19 protein-coding genes and 1 pseudogene are annotated in these 25,728 nt (G+C 64.1%); 13 read left to right on the top strand and 7 right to left on the bottom strand.

Features of this window, described 5'->3' with window-relative positions; genetic code table 11:
• Nucleotides 1-372: 372 nt before the first annotated feature.
• Both ACE103_RS29295 and ACE103_RS29290 read left to right on the top strand, forming a co-directional pair.
• Nucleotides 373-1,698, top strand: coding sequence for an O-acetylhomoserine aminocarboxypropyltransferase/cysteine synthase family protein (locus tag ACE103_RS29295; RefSeq protein WP_375775878.1), 1,326 nt, complete (start codon nucleotides 373-375; stop codon nucleotides 1,696-1,698).
• Nucleotides 1,699-1,732: 34 nt separating this feature from the next.
• Nucleotides 1,733-2,530: a MetQ/NlpA family ABC transporter substrate-binding protein gene (locus ACE103_RS29290; RefSeq protein ID WP_375775877.1), complete on the top strand. Its 798-nt coding sequence runs from the start codon at nucleotides 1,733-1,735 to the stop codon at nucleotides 2,528-2,530.
• An 849-nt stretch (nucleotides 2,531-3,379) separates the two neighbouring features.
• On the opposite strand, the gene ACE103_RS29285 is transcribed toward ACE103_RS29290, so the two are convergent.
• Nucleotides 3,380-3,739 (bottom strand): hypothetical protein, encoded by a 360-nt coding sequence (locus tag ACE103_RS29285; RefSeq protein WP_375775876.1) that lies wholly within the window; start codon nucleotides 3,737-3,739, stop codon nucleotides 3,380-3,382.
• Nucleotides 3,740-3,775: 36 nt separating this feature from the next.
• Between ACE103_RS29285 and ACE103_RS29280 the strand changes: the two are divergent.
• From ACE103_RS29280 to ACE103_RS29260, 5 genes and pseudogenes are all read left to right on the top strand, one after another.
• Nucleotides 3,776-4,054, top strand: a pseudogene (locus tag ACE103_RS29280) (helix-turn-helix domain-containing protein); the annotation flags it as partial.
• 245 nt (nucleotides 4,055-4,299) lie between these two features.
• Nucleotides 4,300-5,550: an acetyl-CoA C-acetyltransferase gene (locus ACE103_RS29275; RefSeq protein ID WP_223968896.1), complete on the top strand. Its 1,251-nt coding sequence runs from the start codon at nucleotides 4,300-4,302 to the stop codon at nucleotides 5,548-5,550.
• Nucleotides 5,551-5,568: 18 nt separating this feature from the next.
• Nucleotides 5,569-6,351 carry an SDR family NAD(P)-dependent oxidoreductase gene (locus ACE103_RS29270; RefSeq protein WP_223968897.1) on the top strand — a complete coding sequence of 261 codons (783 nt, stop codon included), beginning with the start codon at nucleotides 5,569-5,571 and terminating at the stop codon, nucleotides 6,349-6,351.
• A 26-nt stretch (nucleotides 6,352-6,377) separates the two neighbouring features.
• On the top strand, nucleotides 6,378-7,145 hold the full coding sequence (locus ACE103_RS29265) for a crotonase/enoyl-CoA hydratase family protein (RefSeq protein ID WP_375775875.1): 768 nt from the start codon (nucleotides 6,378-6,380) through the stop codon (nucleotides 7,143-7,145).
• A gap of 126 nt (nucleotides 7,146-7,271) precedes the next feature.
• Complete coding sequence (locus ACE103_RS29260) at nucleotides 7,272-8,432, top strand: acyl-CoA dehydrogenase family protein (RefSeq protein ID WP_375775874.1); 1,161 nt, start codon at nucleotides 7,272-7,274, stop codon at nucleotides 8,430-8,432.
• A gap of 38 nt (nucleotides 8,433-8,470) precedes the next feature.
• Here the strand turns inward: ACE103_RS29260 and ACE103_RS29255 are convergent, their stop codons facing one another.
• Nucleotides 8,471-9,148 carry a GntR family transcriptional regulator gene (locus ACE103_RS29255; RefSeq protein ID WP_375775873.1) on the bottom strand — a complete coding sequence of 226 codons (678 nt, stop codon included), beginning with the start codon at nucleotides 9,146-9,148 and terminating at the stop codon, nucleotides 8,471-8,473.
• 142 nt (nucleotides 9,149-9,290) lie between these two features.
• Here ACE103_RS29255 and ACE103_RS29250 point away from each other — a divergent pair, with 142 nt between their 5' ends.
• The 3 genes from ACE103_RS29250 to ACE103_RS29240 all read left to right on the top strand — a co-directional run bounded on the left by ACE103_RS29250 (nucleotide 9,291) and on the right by ACE103_RS29240 (nucleotide 14,772).
• Nucleotides 9,291-12,692, top strand: a complete 3,402-nt coding sequence (locus ACE103_RS29250; protein ID WP_375775872.1) for a molybdopterin-dependent oxidoreductase — start codon at nucleotides 9,291-9,293, stop codon at nucleotides 12,690-12,692.
• A gap of 49 nt (nucleotides 12,693-12,741) precedes the next feature.
• The gene (locus tag ACE103_RS29245; protein WP_375775871.1) at nucleotides 12,742-14,196 is read left to right on the top strand and encodes a short-chain fatty acid transporter; all 1,455 of its coding nucleotides are present in this window, start codon (nucleotides 12,742-12,744) and stop codon (nucleotides 14,194-14,196) included.
• A gap of 372 nt (nucleotides 14,197-14,568) precedes the next feature.
• Nucleotides 14,569-14,772 (top strand): hypothetical protein, encoded by a 204-nt coding sequence (locus ACE103_RS29240; protein ID WP_223968903.1) that lies wholly within the window; start codon nucleotides 14,569-14,571, stop codon nucleotides 14,770-14,772.
• A 106-nt stretch (nucleotides 14,773-14,878) separates the two neighbouring features.
• On the opposite strand, the gene ACE103_RS29235 is transcribed toward ACE103_RS29240, so the two are convergent.
• Nucleotides 14,879-15,295 carry a hypothetical protein gene (locus tag ACE103_RS29235; protein ID WP_342712268.1) on the bottom strand — a complete coding sequence of 139 codons (417 nt, stop codon included), beginning with the start codon at nucleotides 15,293-15,295 and terminating at the stop codon, nucleotides 14,879-14,881.
• 364 nt (nucleotides 15,296-15,659) lie between these two features.
• Between ACE103_RS29235 and ACE103_RS29230 the strand changes: the two genes are divergently transcribed.
• Nucleotides 15,660-18,713 carry an AAA family ATPase gene (locus ACE103_RS29230; protein ID WP_375775870.1) on the top strand — a complete coding sequence of 1,018 codons (3,054 nt, stop codon included), beginning with the start codon at nucleotides 15,660-15,662 and terminating at the stop codon, nucleotides 18,711-18,713.
• A 93-nt stretch (nucleotides 18,714-18,806) separates the two neighbouring features.
• Here the strand turns inward: ACE103_RS29230 and ACE103_RS29225 are convergent, their stop codons facing one another.
• From ACE103_RS29225 to ACE103_RS29210, 4 genes are all read right to left on the bottom strand, one after another.
• Nucleotides 18,807-19,532: a formyltransferase family protein gene (locus ACE103_RS29225; RefSeq protein ID WP_375781206.1), complete on the bottom strand. Its 726-nt coding sequence runs from the start codon at nucleotides 19,530-19,532 to the stop codon at nucleotides 18,807-18,809.
• Nucleotides 19,533-19,570: 38 nt separating this feature from the next.
• A complete protein-coding gene (locus ACE103_RS29220; RefSeq protein ID WP_375775869.1) occupies nucleotides 19,571-20,884 on the bottom strand; it encodes a hypothetical protein in 1,314 nt (437 codons plus the stop codon).
• Nucleotides 20,885-20,987: 103 nt separating this feature from the next.
• Nucleotides 20,988-23,333 (bottom strand): hypothetical protein, encoded by a 2,346-nt coding sequence (locus ACE103_RS29215; protein ID WP_375775868.1) that lies wholly within the window; start codon nucleotides 23,331-23,333, stop codon nucleotides 20,988-20,990.
• Between the two features lie 180 nt (nucleotides 23,334-23,513).
• The gene (locus ACE103_RS29210) at nucleotides 23,514-23,789 is read right to left on the bottom strand and encodes a hypothetical protein (protein ID WP_223968908.1); all 276 of its coding nucleotides are present in this window, start codon (nucleotides 23,787-23,789) and stop codon (nucleotides 23,514-23,516) included.
• 211 nt (nucleotides 23,790-24,000) lie between these two features.
• Between ACE103_RS29210 and ACE103_RS29205 the strand changes: the two genes are divergently transcribed.
• Nucleotides 24,001-24,702 carry an RNA polymerase sigma factor gene (locus ACE103_RS29205; protein WP_375775867.1) on the top strand — a complete coding sequence of 234 codons (702 nt, stop codon included), beginning with the start codon at nucleotides 24,001-24,003 and terminating at the stop codon, nucleotides 24,700-24,702.
• A gap of 139 nt (nucleotides 24,703-24,841) precedes the next feature.
• Nucleotides 24,842-25,666 carry a flagellin gene (locus ACE103_RS29200; protein WP_050405219.1) on the top strand — a complete coding sequence of 275 codons (825 nt, stop codon included), beginning with the start codon at nucleotides 24,842-24,844 and terminating at the stop codon, nucleotides 25,664-25,666.
• Nucleotides 25,667-25,728: the final 62 nt, after the last annotated feature.

The following is a 25,728-nucleotide window of genomic DNA, read 5'->3' as shown; positions in this document are numbered from 1 at the left end:
ACAACGTAACAGTTTGCCTGCGCGACTTTGTTTTCTATTCAAACGGTCTGCGCAAAAATCCTGCTGTTGCGGAATTCCCGGACAGCACGTTACGCTCATTGCTGCGCGCGGGCGGAGTGGACGCGTCCATGCAGCTCAGATCGCGGGCCATCACCGCACTGCGTGATCGGCGATCTCACGCGCCGGCACCGGCCGCCGGGAAACGAAACAAATGCGTCGTGCCGGATGTTTCGTCTGAAAAATTCAAGATGCCGTTCCGCGAGACGTCAGCACGTCCATCGCTATTTTCCTGGGCATCTCGACAGCGGCAAGGTCGCTGCGCATCATTTCGCGACTTGCAACGCGTGTTCACCGATCCCAGGAGAGTCCGAAATGCCGGTCGAAACGAAGAATCTCGAGACGCTCGCCCTGCATGGCGGGTCCTACCGGTCCGATCCCACGACTGGTGCGGTGGCGGTTCCGATCTATCAGACCACCTCGTTCCAGTTCGAGAACACCGACCATGCCTCGCGGCTGTTCGCGCTGGAAGCGATCGGGCAGATCTACACAAGGATCAAGAACCCGACGGCGGACGCCTTCGAGGAACGGCTGGCGGCGCTGGAAGGCGGCGTCGGCGCGCTCGCCGTGGCGTCGGGCCAGACCGCCTCGGCCTTTGCCATCTTCAACCTCGCGCAGGCCGGCGACAACATCGTCTCTTCGACCGATCTCTATGGCGGCACTTGGACCCTGCTGTCGCAAACCTTGAAGCAGTTCGGCATCGAGGTGCGGTTCGTCGATCCAACCGATCCCGAGAATTTTCGCCGTGCCACCGATGCGAAGACCCGCGCCTATTTTGCGGAAACTTTACCCAATCCCAAGCTCAACGTGTTCCCGATCAGGGAAGTGGCCGACATCGGCCGTTCGCTCGGCGTGCCGCTGATCCTCGACAACACGGCAGTGCCGTTGATCGCACGCCCGTTCGAGCATGGTGCCGCGATCGTGGTCTATTCGACGACGAAGTATATCGGCGGCCATGGCACGTCGATCGGAGGCGCGATCATCGATGGCGGCAATTTCGACTGGGCGGCGCATGCCGAGCGCTTTCCGCTGCTGACGCAGCCGGACGCCGCCTATCACGGCGCGATCTGGACGGAGGCCGCCAAGCCGCTCGGTCCGATCGCCTACATTCTGCGGGCACGCGTCAAGCTGTTGCGCGATCTCGGCGCTGCGATCGCGCCGCAAAATGCCTTCCAGTTCATCCAGGGGCTCGAGACACTGCCGCTGCGGCTGCGCCAGCACAATGAGAATGCCATCAAGGTGGCGGACTTCCTGGCCAGGCACCCCGGCGTTTCCCATGTGATCTTCCCGGGATTGCAGGACGGGGAGAATCGCCGCCGCGCCGATACCTATCTGAAAGGCGGCTATGGCGCGCTGGTCGGCTTCGAGTTGAAGGGGGGTGTCGAGGCCGGCCGCCGCTTCATCGATGCGCTGAAGCTGTTCTATCATGTCGCCAATATCGGCGATGCGCGGTCGCTCGCGATTCATCCAGCCTCGACCACCCACCAGCAGCTTACCGGTGCAGAGCAAATCGCGGCCGGCGTCACGCCCGGCTATGTGCGGCTTTCGGTCGGGATCGAGCACCCTGACGACATCATCGCCGACCTCGTTCAGGCATTGGCCCAGGCCGAGGCAGGCAGCAGCGCCCGCAAAGCGGCGTGATCACACTTGGTAAAATCGAAACAGGATTGAGATGATGAAGACATTGTTGCGCCTGGCGCACGCGGCAGGCGTTCTCCTTGCCCTGACGGCGAGTGCCGTCGCCGATGAACCCCTCAAGATCGCGACCAGCGCCGGTCCGGTCGGCCAGCTCGCAGCGTTCGCCGCCAAGCTGGCCAAGGACAAGGGACAGGACGTCAAGGTCGTCGAGTTGTCCGATTGGGTCGCCTTGAACGAGGTGGTCAACAGCGGCGACGTCGATGCCAACCTGTTCCAGCACGGCACGTATCTTGCGATCCAGAACAAGCAGCGTGGCTTCAATCTGGTCCAGGTCGACAAGGTCGGTGTGATCGCACCGGTCGGGCTGTTCTCGAAGAAGATCAAGTCACTCGACGAGATCAAATCCGGCGACAGCGTCGCGATCCCGAACGAGCCGCTCAACGGCGCACGTGGATTGATCCTGCTTGAGCGGGCTGGCCTGATCAAGCTGACGCCGGGCAAGGGCTTCGCGGTGAGCCGGTTCGACGTCATCGAGAACCCCAAGAATCTGAAGATCGTCGAGCTCGATCCGGCGCAGACCTATCGCTCGCTCGACGACGTCACGCTCGCACTCGTCAACATCACCTATTTGATCCCCGCGGGTGGCGACCCGAAATCGGCACTGCTGATCGATCGCACGGTCGATGACGGGCTGGTGCTGCGCTTCACGGCGCGGCCGGACAAGAAGGACGATCCGCGCCTCAAGGCCTTCATCCAGGTCTTCGACTCGCCCGAGGTGAAGAAATTCATCGAGGACAAGCTGCCGGCGTTCATTCCGGCCGGCTTCAGCAGCTAAGCGCGCGTCAGTTCACGGCGGAGCGGGTGCTGTCCTGTTTCTTCGGTGCGGGAGAGCAGGGCAGCGAGTTCGGCGCACTGGTTGCGGATGGCGGGGAAATTTGGCCAGGCGGCCACGGCGAGAACCGTGGCCGCGTGTGTCTTCAGCAAGTGCCTTGGGCAACTGTCTTGGGTCAGCCGAAGCCGCAACGCGCGACCGGCTCAACTAGCCATGCGGCCCGAACAGGAACAGCTCGTGCAGATCGCGCTATCCATCGGGATTTGCGGCGCGGGCGAGCTTCCTGCGCCACCGCTGCAGCTGTCGGGTCATGCGACCGAGGGAGTGAAGCCAAGAGGATGCGAGACGCATAAAACCTCCGTCGAATAGTCCTCCTTTTAAAATAGCACGTCTTTGCCCAGCTCGAACGCGGACCATGATCGACGCGTCCGGTTTGCAATCAATGAGTCGAACCATGCCCGTTCTATGGAACGGTCGCTTCGCCTCCCGAGCCGACAAAGAAAATTCATTCTCGGAGCGATGGCCGATCAGCGACGGCATCTCGATCTGAGCGGCGCTCGCGGAGCGAGAGCCGCGTGAGTGCGCCACATCGAACGACGAGAGCTGGTCTGCCGCACGCTCTATCGTTGCGTCTCGGCGCTTGTGGGCGGTGGCTTGTACCGCGCATCTCGCCCGATCACCGTCCAGCACCGGTCCGACGTTCGGCACGAACGGATCGGCAGCTGCTGCTCCGATAAACCGGCCCGAGCAGCTTGAGCGATGCGTGAGGTGCGACCCGAGCGCGGGGCGCCCTGCGGCGAGGACGGTTGACAGGGGGGAGTGGTCACTTTAATCACCTGACTAATTAATCAATTAATTAAGGTCTGCAACCCTAGGGAAAGAATCCGCCTGATGCCGGCCGGCCGTCGAAATCCGAAGCTGCTTGCCCCGCGCGGTCGCGGCTTCACCGGGCTGGAAGACCAGGCGCCCGTCAGCGCCATGCAGATCGGCCTCGAACAGGGCGGAAATGGCCTTGTCCAGCGTGCCGCATTCGTTGCCGCTCGGGCATGGCACAGCGCCGGCTCTATCCTCACGGGCGGCGACGCGGCGTGCGCCGATCGCTGCCGTCAGATTCCGCATGCAGTTCCGTTCACGCGTGCGCCGCTCGGCGTTGCGCGCTTGACAGCGATGTCGCGGATCGGCGCGGCCTGCCCGAACCAGGGTGGGCTTCATTCACCTGTACGACAAATGAGGAGTGAGGCGTAAACGATGGGACGTCGATCTGAAGTATTGATGGCGCAAGACACCGCCGGCACGGACAACCGGCGCGTGATACAGGTGGTATCGCGCGCATTCGACATCGTGCGTTGCTTCGAAGGTCGAAGCATACGCCTGGGCAATCGCGACATCGCCGATCGCTGCGGTCTTCCCCGATCGACGGTCTCCCGTCTCACCTTGACCCTCACCCAGATCGGTCAGTTGATCTACCTGCCGCAAGAGCAGAAATATGCTCTCGGCCCGCACGCCGCCGCGCCGAGCGTCCCGTTGTTCGCCGAGGGCTGCGACAAGCCCGCCTGCGCCGACGAGCGGGAGCGCGAGACGGCGCAACCGCCGATGCTGATCAACGCGCGCTATTTCGAAGATCAGCGCAAGCCGGTTGCCGCGCCGCTTTCGGTCACGCCACACCGCTGACGCCTCGTCGGCTTGTTCCGGAGCAGAAGACGCAGCGCAAGCGGTCGGGACCAATCGGCACGAGCTCACAGTCAAGAAACAGCCAAAGTAGAGGGAAACGCATGTCTGAAGCATACATCATTGACGCGGTCCGCACGCCGCGCGGCATCGGCAAGCCGGGCAAGGGTGCGCTGTCGCATCTGCATCCGCAGCAACTGGCGGCAACCGTGCTCGGCGCGCTCAAGGAGCGCAACAAGCTCGATACGTCGACCGTCGATGACATCATCTGGTCGACCTCGACCCAGGAAGGCAAGCAGGGCGGCGATCTCGGACGCATGTCGGCCCTTGCGGCCGGCTACGACATCAACGCCAGCGGCACGACGCTGGATCGCTTCTGCGGCGGCGGCATCACGTCGGTGAACCTCGCGGCAGCTTCGGTGATGTCGGGGATGGAGGATTGCGTCATCGCCGGCGGCACCGAGATGATGAGCTATCAGCAGACCCTCGCAGCCGAGCGCTCCAAGGCGGGGCAGCCGGCGCGGATGATGGGTTCGGGCAATCCGGCGCTCGACGAGATTCACCCGCAGTCGCACCAGGGCGTGTGCGGCGACGCCATCGCCACGCGTGAGGGGATCAGCCGGGAAGCCTGCGATGCCCTGGCGCTGGTCAGCCAGCAGCGCGCCAAACGGGCGATCGATGAAGGCCGCTTCGCCAAGTCGGTGATCCCGGTCCTCAACGACGACGGCAGCGTCGCCCTCGGTCGTGAAGAATTCCCGCGCCCCGAGACCACGGCCGAAGGCCTTGCATCGCTGAAGCCGAGCTTCGAGCAGCTTGCCGATTTCGATCTCGGCAACGGCACGACGTTCAAGAAGCAGATCCAGCGCCGTTACCCGGATCTCGAGTGGAAGGGCGTGCATCATGCCGGCAACAGCTCGGGCGTGGTGGACGGCGCCGCGGCGGTGCTGATCACGTCGAAGGAATATGCCCAGAAGCACGGCCTCAAGCCGCGCGGACGCATCGTGGCCTATGCCAATCAGGGTGATGATCCGACGCTGATGCTCAATGCCCCCGTTCCGGCGGCCAAGAAGGTTCTCGCCAAGGCCGGCCTGACCAAGAACGACATCGACGTGTGGGAGATCAACGAGGCCTTCGCGGTCGTCGCCGAGAAGTTCATCCGCGATCTCGACCTGAATCGCGAGAAGGTCAACATCAATGGCGGCTCGATCGCGCTCGGCCACCCGATCGGCGCGACCGGATCGATCCTGATCGGCACGGCGCTCGACGAGCTCGAGCGCAGTGGCGGACGTTATGGTCTCGTCACCATGTGCGCCGCTGGCGGCATGGCGCCGGCCATCATCATCGAACGCATCTGATCGCGAAAGGAACTTGCCATGAAACTCGATTCATCGGTCGCCGCCGTCGTCACCGGCGGCGCTTCCGGCCTCGGCGCAGCCACCTCGCGGGCGCTTGCTGCCCAAGGCGTCAAGGTCGCGATCTTCGACTTCAACGAAGAGAAGGGCGAAGCCATCGCCAAGGAAATCGGCGGCGTGTTCTGCAAGGTCGACGTCACCTCCGACGAGCAGGTCGATGCGGGCTTCGCCAAGGCCCGCGCGGCCCACGGCCAGGAGCGCATCCTGGTGAACTGCGCAGGCACCGGCAACGCGGTGAAGACCGCGGGCCGGGACAAGAAGACCGGCGAACCCACGCACTTCCCGATCGACGCGTTCAACCGCATCATCCAGATCAACCTTGTCGGCACCTTCCGCTGCATCGCCAAGTCGGCGAAGGGCATGCTGTCGCTGGCACCGTTGGAGCACGGCGAGCGCGGCGCGGTCGTCAACACGGCGTCGGTCGCGGCCGAGGACGGCCAGATGGGGCAGGCGGCTTATTCAGCGTCGAAGGCCGGCGTCGTCGGCATGACCTTGCCGATCGCGCGCGACCTGATGGCCGATGGCATCCGCGTCAACACCATCCTGCCGGGCATTTTCAACACGCCGCTGCTGCAGGGCGCCCCGGAGAACGTCAAGGCCGCGCTCAGCGCCTCGGTGCCGTTCCCGAAGCGTCTCGGCATGCCGGAGGAATATGCCCAGCTGGCGCTGACCATGATCACCAACGGCTACTTCAACGGTGAAGACGTCCGCCTCGATGGCGCCATCCGCATGGCCCCGCGCTAAGCGAACGGCAACAGGAGACGAAAGCGATGTCTGAAGAAACTCCGGTCCTGACTGAAGTCCGCGGACCTATTCTGATCATCACGCTGAATCGGCCGGAAGCCAAGAACGCGGCCAACCTCGCCCTCTCCAAGGGCGTGGCCGCGGCGATCGACCGGCTCGACGCCGACGATGCCCTCAGCGTCGGCATCATCACCGGTGCCGGTGGCACGTTCTGCTCGGGCACGGACCTCAAGGGGTTCCTCAAGGGCGAGCGGCCGTCGATCCCCGGCCGTGGCTTCGCCGGCCTCACCGAGGCGCCGCCGAAGAAACCGCTGATCGCGGCCGTCGACGGTTACGCGCTCGCCGGCGGGATGGAGATCGCACTGTCGTGCGACATGATCGTCGCCAACCGCAACGCCAAGTTCGGGATCCCCGAGGTGAAGCGCGGGCTAGCTGCCGCGGCCGGCGGGCTGATCCGCATGCCGCGCCAGATGCCGTTCCGCGTGGCGATGGAGTTCGCATTGACAGGCGAGTTCTTCGGCGCACAGCGCGCCTACGAGCTCGGCATCATCAATCGCGTGACCGATGGCCCGGCGCTCGACGCCGCGCTCGAGCTTGCCGCCGCGATCGGCGCCAATGGCCCGCTTGCGGTCAAGGCATCCAAGCAGGTGATCGTGGAATCCAGGCTCTGGCCGGAAGACCAGATGTGGAAGAAGCAGCAGGAGATCGTCGCTCCCGTCTTCGTATCCGAAGATGCCCGCGAGGGTGCGGCGGCCTTTGCAGAAAAACGCGCGCCGAACTGGAAGGGCAAGTAAGGCGTCGCTCGTTTCGATGACGGAGCGCCGGTTTTGAAGCAGAACCGGCGCTCCGAATTTTTTTGTCAGTGCTTCGGCACACGCCGGCCGGTTTCCATGCCGCTTGAGAGCGCTATTGGGTGAATGATGCGCAGCTTTACCGAAGACCAGGTCATTTTCCGCGACTCCTACCGCAAGTTCCTCGCGAGCGAGATCGCGCCCCATATGGAGGCGTGGCGGGAGGCCGGCATCGTCGACCGCAGCGCGTTCAAGAAGGCCGGCGACCGCGGCTTCCTGATGATCTGGCCCGAGGAGAAATACGGCGGGATGGGCGATGAGGACTTCCGCTATGAGCAGATCATCATCGAGGAGACCGCGCGCTCCGGCTGCAAGGGCTGGTTCAACACGCTGCACAGCCGCCTGGTCGGCTCCTATTTCAAGCGCTTCGGCACCGAAGAGCAGCGCGACCGCTTCCTCCCGAAATGCGTCAGCGGCGAGACCATCCTGGCGATCGCGATGACCGAGCCCGGCGCAGGCTCGGACCTCGCAGGCATGCGGACGACGGCGGAAGACAAGGGCTATCATTTCCTGCTCAATGGCTCGAAGACCTACATCTCCAACGGCATCAATTCCGACGTCGTGATCGTGGCCGCCAGGCTCGCAGGCGCCGAGAAGAAACACGCCATGGTGCTCTTGATCGTCGAGCGCGGCATGGAGGGCTTCGAGCGCGGCCGCAATCTCAAGAAGATGGGCATGCCGGCGCAGGACACCGCCGAGCTGTTCTTCCAGAACGTGAAGGTACCCAAGGCCAACGTGCTGGGAGAACCGGGCAGGGGCTTCTACTATCTCATGGAGGGCCTTGCCGAGGAGCGGCTGATCTCCGCGGTCGGATCGATCGCCAACGGCCGCAAGGCGTTCGACATCACGCGCGCTTACGTGATGGATCGCAAGCTGTTCGGAAAGCCGCTCGCCGAACAGCAGAATACCCAGTTCCGCATGGCGGAGATGGATGCCGAAATCGACCTCGTGCAGGTCTATGTCGATCACTGCGTGGCCGAGCACAACGCGGGACGCCTGACCAGCAACATGGGCGCCAAGGCCAAGATGATGTCGTCGGAAGTCGAGTGGAAGATGCTCGACCTCGGCGTGCAACTGCACGGCGGCGCCGGCTATATGGATGAATATCCGATCAGCCGGATGTTCACCGACGCGCGCGTCAATCGGATCCTGGCGGGAAGCTCCGAAGTCATGCGGCTGATCATCGGCCGCGATGTCTTCTCGGAGCACTACAAGAGCATTCTGGACTAGCTCTTCAGCGCAGCAGGCAATCTAGCTCCGGTCGCGCGCTACCCGCGGGCCTGCCGCAGCGGCTCGCGCGCGTATTCCTTCGAGCGCATCAATGCGTCGACGAAGATAGGCTCCCAGGAGCGGATGTGGCTGCGAAGCAGGGTCGGCAGCGCCTCGGTCTCGCCGTCGAGCGCGAGCTCGATCAGCCGGTAGTGCTCGGGCACCGAGGCCTGCTGCCGCTCGAGGCCGGCGCGCGAACTGATGCCGTAGAGCCGCATCTTGTCGCGCAGGCCCATCACCATCTCGGTCAAGAGCTCGTTGCCGGCGGCTGCAATGAACGCGCGATGATAGTTGCGGTCGGCTTCGAGATAGAGCTGGACGTCGTCGGTCTCGACGGCCTTCGCGATCTCATCGGCCCAGCCGCGCACGGCCGGTAGATCCTTTGGAGGATTGGCCGCGACCAGCACGGCCGCGTGCAGTTCCAACACCTCGCGCATGTCGAACAAATTGCGCAGCTCGGTCAGCGACGGCTCCACCACCTTGAAGCCGCGGTTGCGCATCGGCTCGACCAGGCCGCCGCGGCTGAGCTCGAGCAGCGCTTCGCGCACCGGCGTCGAGGAGACGCCGAGGCTCGCCGCGAGCGACGGCACCGAATACATCGTGCCGGGAAGGCTCTGCCCGGAAATGATCTCGGCGCGCACCCGCTGCAGCACCTGTTCACGCAAATTCTGGTCCATGGGTGGTCGCGCCGCCTCTCGCTCCGAACGCCGATTCGTCTCTGATTATTACTTAGCCTTGACGGGAACGGTAGCGTATGACGTAAATGTGTAACGCATTACAAGAATGCGTCACAAGGGCTGACTTGACGATGAGACGGCGGTGAAACAGCGGTTACCTGGCTATTGCACGCTTTGTCGCTCGCGCTGCGGTTCTGTCACCGTGGTCGAGGACGGGCGTGTTGTCGGTGTGGAGGTATTAAATAACCACCCGACCGGTGGCGCGCTTTGCGCCAAGGGCCGGGCCGCCCCCGAAATCGTCGCCAGCCCGCGCCGTCTGACCGTGCCGCTGAAGCGGACCCGGCCGCGTGATGCCGCCGACCCCGGCTGGGTCGAGGTGTCCTGGGACGAGGCCTTGACCGAGATTGCCGACCGGCTCGGCCGGATCCGCGCAGAGAGCGGCGCCGAGGCGGTTGCGTTCGGCGTCACCACGCCGAGCGGCACGCCGATGGTCGACAGTTTTGAGTGGGTCGAGCGCTTCATCCGCGGCTTCGGCAGTCCCAACCTGATCTACGCGGTCGAGATCTGCGGCTGGCACAAGGACTACGCGCACGCGCTGACCTTCGGCCGCGGGATCGGCTTTCCCGATTACGACAATGCCGATGCGATCATCCTATGGGGCCACAATCCCGCGCGCACCTGGCTCGCTCAAGCAACGCGGATCGCCGATGCCCGGCGGCGCGGCGCCAAGGTCGTGGTCGTCGATCCGAAGCCGAACGGCTCGGGTCAGCAGGCCGATCTCTGGCTGCGCATTCGCCCTGGTGCCGATGGCGCGCTTGCGATGGGCGCGATCCGTCATCTCATCGCGACCGGCAGCTTCGATGCTGACTTCGTCGACCAATGGACCAATGGATCGCTGCTGGTCGATCGCGCGACCGGGAGCTTCCTGCGCGCCGACGCGTTGTGGCCGGATGGAGCGCCTGAGGCTTTCGTTCGTCTCGATGCGTCGGGCTCGCCGGTGGCCTGCGACACCCGCTATGCGCCGGAGCGCGGCGGTCGGCTGCGCGGCGCGCTGTCGATCCGTGCCCGCGACGGCCGGACGATCGAGGCGGCAACCGCGTTCGAATTGCTGGCCGAGCGGGCCGCGCCTTACACGCCGGCGCGCGTGGCGGAACTGACCTGGTTGCGTGTCGAGGACATCGACGCATTCAATGCGCTGCTCGCCGCCCGGCCGCGGCTCGCCTATCATTCCTGGACCGGCGTCGGCCAGCACACCAACGCCACCGCGATCGAGCGCGCGATCGCGTCGCTCTACGCGCTGACCGGCGCCTGCGATCGGCCCGGCGGCAATCGCTGGCCGGTGCCGCCGCCGACGCGCCCGCTCAACGACTACAACATCCTGCCACCGGAGCAGCAGGCCAAGGCACTGGGCATTGCCGAATTGCCGCTCGGCCCGCCGGCGAAGGGCTGGATCACCGCGCGTGATTTCAGCAAGGCGGTGGTGGAGGGCGAGCCTTATCGGGTGCGCGCGCTGGTCGCCTTCGGCACCAACTTCGTGGTCTCGCAGGGTCATTCCGAGCGCAACAAGGCCGCACTGAACGCGTTGGAATTCCAGGTTCATGTCGACATGTTCATGAACCCGAGCGCGGAGAGCGCCGATTTCGTTCTGCCGGCCAGCACGCCGTGGGAGCGCGATGCGCTGAAGATCGGGTTCGAGATCACGCAGAAAGCGGTCGAGACCGTGCAGTTTCGCCCGCGCATGGTCGAGCCGATCGGTGAAGTGAAGGCCGATTACGAGATCGCCGCCGCGCTCGCGCTCAAGCTCGGCATGGGGAATCTGTTCTTCGGTGGTGACATCAAGGCCGGCTGGAATTATCAGCTGGCGCCACTCGGCATCGATGTCGAGGATCTGCGCGAACATCCCGAGGGACGCCGCTTCCCGCAGGTCTTCCGCGATGAAAAATACGCCGTCACGCGCGAAGACGGAACGGCGGCGGGCTTTGCCACGCCGACACGCCGTGTCGAGATCTATTCGGAGCTGATGCTGGGACACGGGCATGACCCGTTGCCCGATCACGTCGAACCGGTCGGCAGCCCGCTCACGACAGCGGCGGACGAACACTTTCCGCTCGTGCTCTCCACCGCCAAGAGCGGCTGGTTCGTTCACTCTTCCTGGCGGCACGTCGCCTCGCTGCGACGAAAGTCGCCCGATCCAGCCGTCGAGATCAGCCCGCAACTCGCCGAGCGCCGCGGACTTGTGGAAGGTGACTGGGCAACGGTGGAGACGCCCGGCGGTGCCGTGCGCCTGAAAGTACGCCTCAATGCGGCGCTCGATGACCGGGTCGTCGTCGCCGAATTCGGCTGGTGGGAGGATTGTCCGCCGCTCGGTCGCGATCGTTCAGCGACGTCGGGCAGCCTCACGCGCAATATCAACGCCGTGCTGCACGACGATGCGCGCGATCCGGTCAGCGGCTCCGTTCCGTTGCGCGCGATCGTCTGCGATATCAGGCGGGACGACGTGGCCAGCCGCGGCGTCTGGAGCGGCCGGCGGCGGTTCGTGGTCGGCGAGCGCACGGCCGAGGCCGACAACGTCATTGCCCTCAGCCTGTTGCCGCTTGACGGCGGTCCGCTGCCCGATTTCCTGCCGGGGCAACATGTAATGACCGCGTTGCCCGGCGCAACCGAGGCGCGGGCCTATTCGCTGACGGGATCGGGGGATCTGCCGCAAGCGCTGTCGATCGCAGTGAAGGGACGTTTCCTCAATGAGGCGCGGGGCGGCGGTACGCCGTTCTTCATGCCGGATCATCTGCATGGTCTCGCTGTTGGAGACGAGGTTCTGCTGGAGCCGCCGGGCGGCATCTTCACGCCGCCATTGAAGGGACCGCGGCCGCTGGTCTTCCTCGCGGCCGGCATCGGCATCACGCCATTCATCAGCCATCTCGAGACGCTGCAACGCGCGGCGCAACAGGATCGTATAGCCGAAATCCTGCTGCTGCACGGCTGCCGCAGCAGCCGCGAGCATCCCTTCGCGCAGCGGCTCGCCGAGCTGGAAGCCAACACGCCGGAGCTGACGCGGGTGACGTTCTATTCGGCCCCGCTCGCGCCGGACCCGGTCGCTTCGCAGTCGCTGCACAAGGGACGGGTCGATCTCGAACAGGTCAAGCCGCTGCTGGCACGCCGTCCGCTGGTCTACATCTGCGGTTCGCCGGATTTTGTCGCGGCACAGATCGAGGCCGCCGTGGCGCTCGGTATCCCGCGGTTCGACGTCTTTGCCGAAAGCTTCGTGTCGCCGCCGTCGGTACCGAGCGACCTTGCGCCGCGAACCATCCGGCTTGCGGGCAGCAAGCGGAGCTTCACGTGGGGACCGGAGCAGGGGACGCTGCTCGACGCTGCAAGTGCGGCGGGCGTTGCGCTGCCGAGCGGCTGCCGTGTCGGGCAATGCGAAAGCTGCGTGGTCGAGGTGGTCGATGGGGAGTTCACCCATCTCGGCCCTGTCGACGGCAGCGAGGGGCGGTGCCTCACTTGCCAGGCTGTGCCGCTCACCGACCTCACGCTCGCACTTTGATGACCAAACACGATTGAAGGCCAACCGCATCACCGGAAGGGGATCATTGATGACGAATGCAACGCACGACCAAACCATGAGCCTGCGAAAACCTGTCGCGGACAACATCATGGCGCGATTTTCGCAGGCCCTGGTGGCGTTCGCCGAGCGCTGGTTTCCGGATGCGTATGTCTTCGTCCTGATCGCCGTGATCGCGGTTGCCGCAGGCGCGATCCTGCATGGCGGCTCGCCGCTCGCCGTCAGTCGCGCGTTCGGCGACGGGTTCTGGAATCTGATTCCCTTCACGATGCAGATGGCGCTGGTTGCGATCGGCGGCTACGTCGTGGCGATGTCGCCGCCGGTCGCAGCCGTGCTGGCGCGGCTCGCGAGTGTGCCGAAGACCGGGCGCGGCGCGGTGGTGTTCGTCGGGATGCTCAGTATCTTCCTCTCGCTGTTGAACTGGGGTCTGAGCCTGATCTTCTCCGGCCTCCTGGTACGGGAGATCGCGCGGCGCACGGACATTCGGCTCGACTATCGGGCGGCCGGTGCGGCCGGTTATCTCGGGCTCGGTTGCGGCTTCACCCTCGGCATCACGTCGTCGGCCGCACAGCTCCAGGCCAATGCCGGCAGCATTCCGGCATCGCTTCTGCCGATCACCGGCGTGATCGGCTTCTCGGAAACCATCCTGACCTGGCAGAACATGGTCACCGTCGCGATGGTGAGCGTCGTGTCGGCGGCGATCTGCTATTTCACCACGCCCGCGCCCGAGCAGGCCAAGACGGCGGAAGATCTCGGCGTTGCGCTCGGCGATGACCGCATCGAGGCCAGGAAGCCGGCCCGTCCGGGCGACTGGCTGGAGTTCAGTCCGCTGCTGACGATCTTGATCGCCCTACTTGCCGCCGGCTGGCTGTGGCAGACGTTCCAGTCAGGCAATCCGCTGATCACGCTGTCGGGGCTCAACACCTACAATTTCGTCTTCCTCATTCTCGGCATCGTGCTGCACTGGCGGCCGCGCAGTCTGATCGAATCCTTTTCCAAGGCGATGCCGAGCGTCTCCGGCGTGCTGTTGCAGTTTCCGTTCTACGCCGGCATCGCGCAGATCCTGACCAAGGTGCCGAACAGCAGCGGCACCACGCTGTCGGACACGATCGCGCACTGGTTCGTCGGCGTCTCCAGCAATTCCACCGTGTTCTCGTTCCTGGTCGGAATCTATTCGGCGCTGCTCGGCTTCTTCGTGCCGTCGGCCGGCGGAAAGTGGATCATCGAGGCGCCCTACATCATGAAGGCGGCCAACGACATCGGCGCGCATCTGGGCTGGACAGTGATGGTCTACAACATCGCCGAGACGCTGCCGAACTTCATCAACCCGTTCTGGATGCTGCCGCTGCTCGGCATCCTCGGTCTGAAGTCGAAGGATCTGATCGGTTATACGTCGGTGCAGTTCTTCATCCACTTCCCGATCGTGATGCTGCTGGCCGCGATCCTGATGGCGACTTTCACCTATCACCCTCCGATCCTGCCTTGAGCGATTGCGGCCGGGCACCAGGACGCACGGTGCCCGGCCAAGGTCGGCCAATTCGGCGGACCGCAACCGTCATCACCAAAACCGTGCTGTTTTCCCGGTCGTCGCGAATGAGGCATCGCGCCGGGCCGTGATCTTTGGTCGGTCATTTCATTGACCGCGGCGCGATTCGGCCGGATATTGATCCGCGCTAACCCGCGTTGTTCAAGGTCACTGCCATGAGACATTACCACCGCAGCTTGATGTGCGACATGCGAAACCGCATGCAGCATCGCTGCGTCTCAGCGGCGACCGGCGTCTGTTGTTGATCGCTTAAGAAAAATCCAAGCACCCGACAATCAGACAGGAGCGCCGTCATCCGGCGATCGAGCACGCATGTCCCAAGCCCAAATGTCCCAAGCTTACGTCATCGAAGTATCGGATCGAACCGCGGGTATCGTTGTCAGCGACGCCAGAGGCTTCTGCTTCTTCTCCTCGGATCGCGCCTTTGATGGCCTCGATGGCGGCTATTTCGGCTCCGCGCGCGCCGCGGAGCGTGCGGTGAGGGCGCTGTTGCAGCAGCGCCGCCCGGCGTCATAGATCATCCCCACGGCATCGGCGGTGGGCCAAGGTTGATGCGGCTGCCAGCAGGCAGCCGCGTGAGGTGCAATACCGTCGCGCGGAAAGTGCCGCCTGCGATCGCGGATCAGGCCGGGCAGACCATCGTCAGCAGCAGCAGCGTTGGCGGCTGATTGTCGCCGTTGGCGTGCTCCCAGGTCAGCAGAATGTCGTGTCGATCGGCGTTCGGCGCATTCTTGTCCTTCTCCTTCACATCGATCTTCATCGGGATCGGAGGTTGGGAGTTGAAGCACTTGCGGACGGCGGCATCCATCAGCGCGCATTTCGTCAGCGGTACGACGCCGGCCTCGTCCTTGGAGAGGGCTGCGGTGCTTGCTTGAGTGGCAAGGTCAAGGCGCGCCTTGCCCATCTCCTTCTGCCACAACTTGCCGCTTCCGCCCGGCCACTGGTGCCTGGGCGACAGGATCGGCTGGTATTGACCATATTCCAGCGTCTCGATGTCGATAAGATCCGACGCCTTAAGTATAGCGACGCTCTTGATCATGTTGTCCAAAGGATAGTAGTGCGCGTTGATATGATCTTTGAACTGCTGGTTATTGAATACTCTTCCGCCCATAGGATTTCCCTTTCATTACAACTTTGGCTTGCTCTAGCTATACATAAGTTATGCAACGCGGGGACGTCGAACGAAGTCGGTCGCACGGCTCGAGTTGCGCCGTTTGATTTCTCGCGCCTCGACCTACCACTCAAGACTGTATTTCGTCCAGATTAGCAACCTCTCGGGTTGGCGCGGGTGCAGACGGACTGCACGTCCGGATTGATAAGCATGTCCCGATGGGTAATCTCTACTCTAAGCTGCTCACCGGGATGCTGAGCTGGCGAGACCGCAGCAGCCTTTGAGAGCAGGAATGCTTTGCTTTGCATGCCAATCGACGATCGGAGCGAACGACAATTGGTGCGCCCAATGCGGTGCCGCCGTAGCCAAGCGCGTCGATCCCGACAGCGAACAGCGATTTGTGACGATCCTTCGCGCCGACGTGGTCGACTCCACGGGGCTCGTAGCGGACCTGGATCCGGAAGAGGCGGTCTCCCGCCTGGAGCCGGCCCTGGCCGCCATGCGCGGCGCTGTGCGCCAGTTTGGCGGAATCGTGAGCAAGGAATTGGGTGATGGGCTCGCCGCGGTATTTGGCGCCCCGATTGCTGATGACAACCACGCGCCGCTTGCCTGCCATGCTGCGATCGAGCTTGTTCGACGCGTCGCCGCTTTGGGCGATTCGGGGCTCCAGGTTCGGGTCGGGCTCCATTCAGGGCGTGTCGTGGCCTACATGGTCGCCAGCGAGTATTCCAAGGTTTATGAGATTGGGGGCGCCGCACAACATCTGGCGGCGCGGCTCGAAGCGGCTGCTGAACCGAATCAGATCTACGCGTCCGAAGCCTGCCAGAAGCTCGCTGAAGGTAACGTTCAGTTCGAGTTTCTCGGACGCAGGCAGCTCAAGGGGTTTAGTGAGGCTCTGCCGATCTACCGCGTGACGGGTGCAACCGACGTCTCCAGTTGGCGGGTGCGCAGGGCACGCAGCGTTGCGCGGTTCGTCAACCGGTCGAATGAGACTGCGCTGCTCAGGAGGTTGGCGCAGGACGCCGGCCCGAACCGGCAAACGGCGCTCTTGATTGGTGATCCCGGTATCGGAAAATCGCGGCTGGTGCATGAGTTCGTCGACGAACTCACCCGCGAGGGCTGGCTCCCGTTTCACGCCGAGTGCAGCCCGAATCTTCAAGGCGCGCCGTTCAGTACGTTAAAGTCCCTGATGCTCTCGATCCTGGAGGGAGCCGCGGCCGACACCGATGGCCCAACGCGCCTGATAGGACTTCAGCGTTCGGCCATCGACGCGGTGCTGGACCGTCCGATCTCGGATCCGGAATGGAGCGAGCTGGAGCCGCATGCGCGCGGCCGCGCGATCAGCGAGGCGTGCTGCGCGATTCTCGAAGGCGTGGTTGTTCGCCGGCGTGCGGTGATCCTGATCGAGGATCTGCACTGGATCGATCGCGCCAGCGAGACCGTCATGGCGTCACTTGCTTCGCTGCCGGTGCCCGGGCTTCTGGTGCTGCTGACCAGTAGGCCGAATGGAGTTCCGGATTGGGTCGCGCGCTGCAACGCTGAAGTCGCGGCGTTGCGCTCGCTCGGCGAGGACGCCGGACGGGAGATGCTGGACGACATCCTGGGCTCGTCCGCGAACATGGCCGACCTGAAGAGCCGCGTCGTTCTTCATACCGCCAGCGTGCCGCTCTTCATCGAAGAGGTCTGCCGCAGCCTCAAGGACAGCGGGGTTCTCCGCGGGCATTGGGGCGATCTGGCGCTGGCGCGTCCGGTCGGCGATCTCGGAATTCCGAGCAGCATCCAGGGCGTGATCGCCACGCGTCTGGACCGCATCTCGAAGGAGGAGCGTTCGCTGTTGCAGATCGCGGCGGCGTTGGGACCCCAGTCGATGGAATCCATGCTGCGCACGGTGGCCGGTCTGTCGCCGGAGGCGCTTCAGCGCTGCCTGATCGCGCTCGATCGCGCGGAGTTTCTGGTGAGGATCGATGTCGAGCAGGATGGCTTGCTCGAGTTCCCGCACGAGATGGTTCGCCAAGTGACCTATGACTCGATGGTCGAGAAGCTACGGGAAAGCGTCCATGCGCGCATTTTTGCGGCGCTGGAGGCCAATGGGAGTTCGCATGATGAGCCGAACAGGCTCTGCTATCACGCAATGCGAGCAAAGGACTGGCAGAAAGCTTTCAGCTACGGCAGAACTGCCGCGCGGAAGAGCCTGGCAAGATCGGCATTTGCCGACGCAGCCAACTACTTCGAGATCGCGATGACCGCACTCGACAAGACGCCGTTCGCTCGCTCGCGCGAAGCGGATGCGGTCGACCTTCGCATCGAGGCGCGCACAGCCTTCATGAGCGCAGGCAAGGTCGCCGAATGGTTCGACCTTGGAAGGGATGCGGAGGGGCGCGCCAACGCGATTGATGATATCGGGCGGAAGGTCGCGGCGATGGCGGTCAGGTCGGGGGCGCAGAACTTCTACGGCACGCCGATCGAGGCCATCGAAACCGGTGAGGAGGTTGCTCGCTTGGCAGGAGAGTGGGGCAATCCCGGTTGGCTCAACCTTGCTCAATACAGCCTTGGCCAAGCCTATTTCATTGCCGGGCGTTATCGCGACGCAGAGCAGATGCTGGGACAGGCGTGCCTCCGCCTGTCCGAGCCGAAGGCCAGCGCGCCGCCCGGGACGACGCCGAAAACCCTGGAGCTGCTGTCCTGCATGATGAAGAGCGTGACCCACACGACCTTGGGAGAGATTGATACGGGGGCCGAGTTTCATCAACGCGCGTCAACAATCGCCAATGAGAGCAACAGGCCATTTGATCGCGTTGGCGCGGGGTATAGCGCTGGTTGTCTAGCGCTCGGGCGTGGCAATCCTGGCGAAGCAGCGGCGATCCTGGAAGACGCTTTTGCCATTACACAAAAGTATGGAATTCGCCTCTTTGTACCGGTCATCACCTGCCATCTCGGTATTGCCTATCTGGAACAGGGACGTCTCGCTGACGCGCGGATTACGCTAGTCGAAGCCCGAGAGGTCGCCAGGTCGGTGAGCTATACCTCGATCGTGCTACGTACCTCGATCTATTTGGCACTCGCTCTCAGCCGGCTCGGGGATGTGCAGGCTGCGCTGAACATGCTGCGAGAGGCTCGGAATACCGCGCGGCAGCAAGGATTCTCCGGCCTCGAAGCCGAGGCGTTGTTCGGAGAGGCGACGGTATCGCCGGCGTCAAATGAGAACGACAGGACTTCTATTCTGCATAAGTTGCGCGCAGCGATTGCGATTGCATCGAGCAGCGGAACGAAGCCGCTGTTGCATCGGGCCGAAGCGCTCCTGAATGGAATGCTCGCCGATCCGCAGGGTGAACCTTGGCGGCATTAGAGCATGACCCGGAGAGGTGCGAAACGACTCTCCGAAAAGATCATGCTTGGACAGCGCAAGCGCGACGACGCTTCAACCTGATCTCGTCGCGCTTCAGGACGCAGCAGCGAGCGGCGGCGAGACCACCTGCGGTGTCTCGGGCGCCTGCGCCGCGATCGTCGCCAGCTCGAAGCGGATGCCGTGCACGGAGACGGTCAGCGGGATCGCGCGGAAGTCGTCGTGGAAGGCGCGGATCCGGCGGGCCAGCTCGTTTGGGCTGATGCCGGCGGGAAGCTCGCACATGTCGCGGTACATCTGCCGGGTGCTCTTGATGCCGCACCAGGCGATTTCCAGCTCCGGTAGCGGTGAGGGATCGCGGGCAAGATCGCGCGACATCCGCCAGAACAGATGGGCAAGCCGCACATACGCGATCTGCTCGAGCCCGCGCACGCTGATCTTGTCGGGAATGATGAAGGACTCGACCCCGACGATCGGGCCGGAATCGACGCGCGCGGCCATCACATGGGCGGTCGCGCCGAACGTGCGCGCACCGTCATAGAGCGCGAAATGCGCCGGCGCCCAGCCGGGATATTGCGGCGGGCCGGGGTGGAAATTATAGGCGCCGTGGCCGAGCGCCGCCAGGATGCTTTCGGGCACGATGACGCTGGTCGTGAATGCCAGCAGCCTGGCCTCACGCAACACCTCGGGCTCGATCGCCGCGAGCTCCTCGGCCGTCACCGCGCAGCGGAACGACAGCGCCGGATTGTGCGCCTTCAACAGCTCGGTGAGCGCGAATTGCTGGTCGGCGACGCCGGTGAGAAGGATGATGGTTTTCATGATGTCGATATCCTTCTCTTGCCTGATGGTGGTGCCGTTGATCAGCCGCGCTGCCCGGCCATGACGAGGACGCTGCCGGCATCGCGGGACTGACCCACGGTGCGGAACAGATCGGCCGGCAATGCTTGCCAGGGCGCAATCTCGATGATCCGGTTGTTCGCGCTGGCGGCGGCCGATTTCGCCGCGCGGATATCGTCCTGCCATGGGCAAAGCGCGAGCTCGAGCCGGCCGAACCCGCCGCAATCGGCGGCGAACGCGCCGGTGACGGCCTCGATGCTGGCCGCCATTTCGCGTGCGTCGCTGGTCGCGATATCGCGCATGATCACGGTGATCGCGTTGTTCGAGGCTGCTTGCGACCTGATCACGATCATGGCGTCGCGGCCGCCGCTGCGGCTGGCGCGCCGCGCGGCCCGCATCGTGACGCCGAATTCGGCATCGGGCCCAAGGTCGCTGTTGTCGGTCGGCAGATTGTGGACGACCGTGGTGTGGCGGGGCGTGCCGGCATCTTCAGCGGGCGCATGGTACGAGCGCGGCAGCCAGGCGGTGTCTAGCGCCATCTGCGACGACGTCAGGCTCCAGGCCTGGTCGAGCAGGTAGCCCTCCCAGACCGCGGGATAGGCGGTCGCGATGTGATGCCAGTTGCGCAGCAGCGCTTCGGCGGCCGGGGTGCGGCTGAGATACAAAGTGCGCGCCGACATCTCCCACCGGTTCCACTTGTGGAGCGCGATGTCGCATGCGAGGGACGACGGCAGCAATGGCGGCTCGCTGAGCGTTGCATCGGCCTCGATGAACAGCAGGGGCTCGCGATGCTCCTGCCACATCCGCAGCAAGAAGGCGGATTTCTCGGAGGCGCACATACGCTCGCCATCCGCCGTGTCGATCGGTACGATGTCGGACGCGATCTCGAATTCGGCCAGCTTCTCTCGCAGCGCGCGGGCATGACCGTCGCCGCAGGCGCGGGGATAGCAGGAGACCACGCGCAGCGCTGCGTCGGATCGGGCACCTTCCGCGGGCGCGATCGGGCGCCAGTTGAGGCCGCCCCACCACATCTCGTGCGGGCCGTCGAAGCTCGGCCCGATGGTTCCGAAGTCGGTCAGCTTGGACTTCAGGAAATCGAACGCGGGATTCTCGCCGAAGGGGATTACGACCGCACAATCGGCGCGAAGCGACCGGTAGAGTATTTCGGCGGCGGGGCCGCTCGGCGGCTCAACAAGGATGATGATGCCATGGTCCCGCGCCGGCACCGTACCGGCCTGGTGGACGGTTGCGCGTCCGAGCCGTTCGGACAGCCATGCGAGCCGACGGCGCTGTGCAGCGCTCATCCGGATGTTGTTGGTCGCCAGTAATTGGTCCAAATTCGTCTGCAAGCCGTCCGCTTGCACCGTGTCAGCCGAAATCATGCCCGCGCTACCCCTCGTTAACCTTCTACGAGCGGGGCGGCCAGATCAGGCGGACAATTCAGTGGCCGTTGGTTGCCTGCGCACCGCTAGCGCTGCGCCAGGTCAGCGTGGCCGAGGGGACTCCGTTACCGTCGCGGCCCTCGACGGTAAGGATGCGGTCATGGTCGAGGGCGGTCAGCGCGACGGTGTAGATTGCAACATCGTCCTCAAAGCCGTCGACCGGGATCAGCAGCATGCCGTCTTCGGTGGTGGCACGGAACTGACGGCCGCTCCGCTCCAGGCCGGCATCGATCAGCCGTCCCTCGGCGATCGCCTTCACGTTCGAACTCTCCGCCGCCTTCGCGGCGCTCTCGCCGTACTGGACCGTGATGCCGTGCAGTAGTCCGTTGCGCGTAAGCTTTGCCAGCGGCAGCGCGATGGTCGCAACCGCCATGCGGCGCGACAACGGAATCCGCAGGCGGAGGTCGCCGAGCCCGGTATGATAGACGCTGACGGCTTCCAGCGACGCCTGGCCGTCCGGCCCGAACAGGCCGACCTGCAGCGTTCCGCATTGCGCCTCGCCGAACAGGTTCGCGGGCAGGCGATTGGCGCCGAACAATGTGTAGAGGTAGGCGTGCGACGGTGACAACGCGGCAAAGCTGCCGGCCAGCCACATCGGGGGCGCCGGTGCCGTGCAGGCGGCCGAGAGGCCGCGCGCGACGATGCAGTCATTGATGAAGCCGGCGTCGAGCAGCGGCGCCAGCGCCTGGGTGCCAAGGTTGACGTCATGCTTGATGTCGCCGAGCAGCACGAGTTCATCATCGTCGGGCAACAGCAGGAGGCGTCCGAGCACGGCGGCGGCCCAGCGTGCCGCCACAACGGGATCCGCGTCGGGCCGCAATGCGTAGTGCGGCGCCAGCTCGCGGGCGCGCGACGCATAGGCCAGCGTTCCGGATTGCACCTCGTTCGCCAGCGCCAGCTGAGCGGCCGGGCGCTGATCGCCCTCGCGCAACACTTCTCCGCCGCGATAGTCGCGTGCCGATCCTTCATCGGAACAGCAAAGCTGCTCCAGCAACGCAACGTTGCGGATCAACATGCGCTTGACGTGTGGCGTGACGATGCGATCCGAGATCAGGCCTTCCGCGGTGTCGTCATCGGCGATGTCGTCGAAGGCATCATCGAGCGTCAGCAGATAGGCGCCATGCAGGCGGATGCGAATGCCTTCGCGATCGAAGATGCGGCGCAGCGACTTCTGCACGCTGGCGGAATAGCCGAGGTCGACGAGGATGAGGTCGGTGCAGCCGTCGAAATCCGCGATGTTCGCCCGAAGATAAGCAAGCAGGCGCGTGCGGACGCCGGCAGCGATGTCGGTGATTTCGCGCGGGTCAATCAGATCGGGCAGGGCGTCGGCGAGTTCGCGTCCGCTCGCAATGCCGTCGGGATATTGCGCAAAGAACTTCATCACCGCAGGCGGCTGCACCTTGACGATATCGACAAACGTCGCCGCGTCGATCTTGACGACCCGGCTCAGCAACTCGCTGAGGGGTTCGAGCGTATCGGCGGACCCGACCAGGCTGACACGGCGATTGATCTCGACATAGGCGCCGGTCTCACCATGGCTTGCCTGCCAGACGCGATACGGCAGCAGACCGTCGCGGCCGAGGAAACCGATCGCGACGCGCGCGCCCTCGCGCGCCAGCGCAGCGCGCCGCGCCTCGATGAAGGCGTCGAGCGCGGCCATCACCGGGCCGAGCACGGTCACGCCGAGGTTGAAAGCGGGAGAATGCTCTGCACTGCGCGCCGTCACCGCGCGCCGCAGCGTGCGCGCGCCGCAATCGAGCCGCGACGGCTGATCGGGACACAGCAATTCGAAGATCGATGTTTCGCGCTGAAACTTCGATGCCAACGGCGCGCTGGCCTGCGGATAATAGCGCGGGCGAATGCCGTGACGGCGGGCGCCCTTGATATCGGCGTTGTGATTGTCGCCGACATGGAATGAGCTTGCCGCATCGATGCCTTGCTCGAGGAGATAGGCCTCGAACAGCGCTTCGCTCTTGCCGGAGCCGTGATCGCAGGATGCGTAGAGGAAATCCCAGGTCAGTCCCGGGCTGCAGGCGCGCAGCAGTTGCGCGAGCTGCTCGGTGCTCCAGTAGGTGTCTGAAATGAAGCCAGTGCGAAAACCGCCCCGCTTCATGTCCAGATATTGCTCGAGCATTTCCGGGTTGGCGCGGCACAGTTCGAGCTCGGCTTCGAATTCGATCTGCGCGAGATCGCCCAATGCATCGCGGTTCAGGCCGAACAGCCTGAACGGAAAGAACTTGTAGATGTCGGCGATGCGCACTTCAGCAGAGCCGCTGCGCTCCAGCGCCAGCTTGCGTGCGCGCGCCTCCGCCTGAATTCGATGCTGAACGAAACTGACGGACATATTTGGAAATTTTTCAGCAATGCTAGAAAGCTGAAAAACCCTTTCAAATACGCCATCCGGCGTCGTGCAGGCGCGCAACAGAAATGTATCGAAAACATCGAATGAACATGCAGAAACATTCTGCGCTCGACGCGTTGCGTCGACCGTCATGATCGTCATGCGCAAAATTCCCGCCAGTCCTCATGCGTTGAACGCCTGCGTGAGACAAATCAGGCGCGATGATTCAAAAAAGTTGATGCGGGATTCGAAAACGCGCGCTTCGCGACTGACAGATTCAAAAAATCCGATAACGTCGAAATGGTGATTCGGAAAAATTTGCCTAGTCGCAATCGTCGAATGCAAGATGGCGACCAACGGCGATGGATCACTCGCATGCTCCGCGCATGCATGTGTTCGCGTGGCGTTAGTTGATGTGACAACAGCGTTTTCCGGCGCGACGAAATCTTCCGCGGGCATGCGAGGCGATGCTGAACGACTGCTCCAGACTCCGTAGAATTGCTGCCTGCGCCTCCGCGCAGCGGCAGCTTTTGCCGGGCGGTCGGCAAAAAAATCCAGCTAAGCATTTGAAAAATAACGAAAAAACTTCGCCTGGTTTGTCTGGCCCCTCCGTTCAACGCTCAGAAGCCGCATGCGATGTGTGCTTGCGGCGTTGGTTGGAGAGCGGCGGATGAGTTACGCGCTTGATGTGATGGCAGCGGTCGAGGTGGAAGCTACGGCGGCCACGGCTGCGCCGGTCGAAGCGACTGCTGCCTGGAGCAACGTTCCCACGATTGCCGATGCAGGCCCGCTCGACACCGTCGAGATCCAGGACGAGGACAAGGAACTGCTCGACCGCCTCGCCGCAGGCGACGAGGTGGCGTTTCGTGCTCTCGTCGAGCGCCATGTCGATCGCGCTTACGCGATCGCGCTGCGCATCGTCGGCAACGCCGCCGATGCCGAAGACGTGGTGCAGGACACCATGCTGAAGGTCTGGACGCATCGCGGCCGCTGGCAGCATGGCCGCGCCAAGTTCTCGACCTGGCTCTATCGCGTCGTCAGCAACCGTTGCATCGATCTGCGCCGCAAGCCGCGCACCGAGAATGTCGATGTCGTGCCCGAGGTGGCCGACACCCAGCTCGACGCCTCGACCGTCATCGAGCGCAACGAGATCGGCAATCTGCTGGAGCTCGCGATGCAGCGGCTGCCCGAGCAGCAGCGCGTCGCGGTGATCCTCTCCTACCACGAGAACATGAGCAACGGCGAGATCGCCGAGGTGATGGATACGACCGTGGCCGCGGTCGAGTCGCTGCTGAAGCGCGGGCGGCAACAGTTGCGCGAGTTGCTCAAGCGGCACGAGCGCGACCTGCGCGGTGCGTTCACCGACTGTTAACCATAAATTTCGGCTTCTGAAGATTTCGCGCCTGACCACCGGCGGCCGCTCCGTTTGATCGGTCGGACGGGGCTGGATCCGCGTCACCTCACTTTCTCACGATGCGGCATGCCATGCCCCATCAGCACAGGAGCTAATCATGCCCGCAATTTCCACCAACACAGCCGCCAACTCCGCGGTCCGTTACCTCAACATCAACTCGATGCAGGAAACCAGCGCGCTCTCGAAGCTGTCGAGCGGCTCGCGCATCACTTCCGCGTCCGACGACGCGGCCGGCCTCGCGATCTCGACCCGCATCTCCTCCGACATCACGACGCTGCAGCAGGCTGCCACCAACGCGGCGCAGGCGACCTCGATCCTGCAGACCGCCGACGGCGGCGCGTCCAACATCTCGGACATCCTGGCCCGCATGAAGTCGCTGGCTTCCGAGTCCGCCTCCGGCACCGTCGCCGATTCCAGCCGCGCCTACATCAACTCGGAATTCACGCAGCTCAAGGGCGAAATCGACTCGATCGCCTCCGGCACCCGCTACAGCAGCCAGAGCCTGCTCGACGGTTCGAGCGTGTTCTCCTCGGGCGTCTCGGTGCTGGTCGGCTCGACCTCGGCCGACACCATCACGATCACGCTGACCAGCCTCACGGCATCCTCGCTCGGCGTCACCTCGCTCGACGTCTCCAGCCTGTCGAGCGCCACCAGCGCGATGTCGGCCCTCGACAGCGCGATCGACACCGTGTCGTCCGCCCGCGCCGAGATCGGTGCCCAGGAATCGCGCTTCAACTTCAGCGCCGACTCGATCTCGACCCAGACCCAGAACCTGCAGTCCGCCAATTCGGCGATCAAGGACGTTGATATCGCTTCCGAGCAGGCGACGCTGTCGTCGGCCGAAGTGAAGACCCAGGCCGCGGTGTCGGCGGAAACCGCCGCCAACCAGATGCCGCAGTACCTGCTCAAGCTGCTCGGCTAATTCGAACGATAGGTCGGGCCGGCATCTTGCCGGCCCGATTCTCACGACGGCGGAGGTGTCGA

Source organism: Bradyrhizobium sp. ma5 (assembly GCF_042258955.1).
Lineage (GTDB): Bacteria > Pseudomonadota > Alphaproteobacteria > Rhizobiales > Xanthobacteraceae > Bradyrhizobium.
This window is presented reverse-complemented; position numbering and strand designations above follow the sequence as displayed.

Excerpts from the sequence above, each read along its gene's own strand:
- ACE103_RS29295 (WP_375775878.1), top strand. The coding sequence starts at position 373 with ATGCCGGTCGAAACGAAGAATCTCGAGACGCTCGCCCTGCATGGCGGG.
- ACE103_RS29290 (WP_375775877.1), top strand. The coding sequence starts at position 1,733 with ATGAAGACATTGTTGCGCCTGGCGCACGCGGCAGGCGTTCTCCTTGCC.
- ACE103_RS29285 (WP_375775876.1), bottom strand. The coding sequence starts at position 3,739 with ATGAAGCCCACCCTGGTTCGGGCAGGCCGCGCCGATCCGCGACATCGC.
- ACE103_RS29275 (WP_223968896.1), top strand. The coding sequence starts at position 4,300 with ATGTCTGAAGCATACATCATTGACGCGGTCCGCACGCCGCGCGGCATC.
- ACE103_RS29270 (WP_223968897.1), top strand. The coding sequence starts at position 5,569 with ATGAAACTCGATTCATCGGTCGCCGCCGTCGTCACCGGCGGCGCTTCC.
- ACE103_RS29265 (WP_375775875.1), top strand. The coding sequence starts at position 6,378 with ATGTCTGAAGAAACTCCGGTCCTGACTGAAGTCCGCGGACCTATTCTG.
- ACE103_RS29260 (WP_375775874.1), top strand. The coding sequence starts at position 7,272 with ATGCGCAGCTTTACCGAAGACCAGGTCATTTTCCGCGACTCCTACCGC.
- ACE103_RS29255 (WP_375775873.1), bottom strand. The coding sequence starts at position 9,148 with ATGGACCAGAATTTGCGTGAACAGGTGCTGCAGCGGGTGCGCGCCGAG.
- ACE103_RS29245 (WP_375775871.1), top strand. The coding sequence starts at position 12,742 with ATGACGAATGCAACGCACGACCAAACCATGAGCCTGCGAAAACCTGTC.
- ACE103_RS29240 (WP_223968903.1), top strand. The coding sequence starts at position 14,569 with ATGTCCCAAGCCCAAATGTCCCAAGCTTACGTCATCGAAGTATCGGAT.
- ACE103_RS29235 (WP_342712268.1), bottom strand. The coding sequence starts at position 15,295 with ATGATCAAGAGCGTCGCTATACTTAAGGCGTCGGATCTTATCGACATC.
- ACE103_RS29230 (WP_375775870.1), top strand. The coding sequence starts at position 15,660 with ATGCTTTGCTTTGCATGCCAATCGACGATCGGAGCGAACGACAATTGG.
- ACE103_RS29215 (WP_375775868.1), bottom strand. The coding sequence starts at position 23,333 with ATGTCCGTCAGTTTCGTTCAGCATCGAATTCAGGCGGAGGCGCGCGCA.
- ACE103_RS29210 (WP_223968908.1), bottom strand. The coding sequence starts at position 23,789 with ATGCCCGCGGAAGATTTCGTCGCGCCGGAAAACGCTGTTGTCACATCA.
- ACE103_RS29205 (WP_375775867.1), top strand. The coding sequence starts at position 24,001 with ATGAGTTACGCGCTTGATGTGATGGCAGCGGTCGAGGTGGAAGCTACG.
- ACE103_RS29200 (WP_050405219.1), top strand. The coding sequence starts at position 24,842 with ATGCCCGCAATTTCCACCAACACAGCCGCCAACTCCGCGGTCCGTTAC.